This window comes from Ralstonia sp. VS2407 (assembly GCF_052950655.1).
Genome location: NZ_JBRFVG010000097.1, coordinates 1 through 587 on the forward strand (window position 1 = coordinate 1; position 587 = coordinate 587).

General features: G+C 36.3%; 1 protein-coding gene. It reads right to left on the reverse strand.

Features of this window, described 5'->3' with window-relative positions; all coding sequences use genetic code 11:
* Nucleotides 1–247: 247 nt before the first annotated feature.
* A partial coding sequence (locus ACU8YE_RS24035) for a type II toxin-antitoxin system PemK/MazF family toxin (protein ID WP_446929862.1) occupies nucleotides 248–587 on the reverse strand: 340 nt, incomplete at its 5' end.

Consider the following 587-nt stretch of genomic DNA (forward strand, 5'->3'; position numbering starts at 1 on the left):
ACTCTATATAGTATTGATTGTAACATTCCGTTTGAGCCTTGCCAACAACTTTATTTAAAATACAGTGATAAAATTTTATATTTTATATTTATATTTTAATTTTTAAAATATAAAACAAAAAAAAGAGAGATGCCACTTGGCCATCTCTCTCGCTTTTACTCAATCTACGTTTAGCGAACCGAACTAGATCAGTCGCTTTTTAAAAAATCCAATTAGTCTTTGTTGATTTCATAGTAGCTATCGTTCTTTATGTAGCTGAATTTGCTTTTGCTGGGGCTGAATCGCTACTAAGTCCAACACTGATGCCTAAGGCACGATCAACTTCTTCCATAATATCAAGTCTCAAATGACAAACTTTTTCTTTCAAGCGGCCCTTATCGATTGTTCGAATCTGCTCTAAAAGAATCACTGAATCTTTTTCAATGCCTGTTTCATCAGAATTAATCCCGATATGTGTTGGCAATTTTGGCTTTGCCATTTTGGCTGTGATCGCCGCAACGATAATCGTTGGGCTAAAATGATTACCTAAGTTATTTTGGACAACAAGGACAGGTCTGACGCCACCTTGTTCCGAGCCAACGAGACCG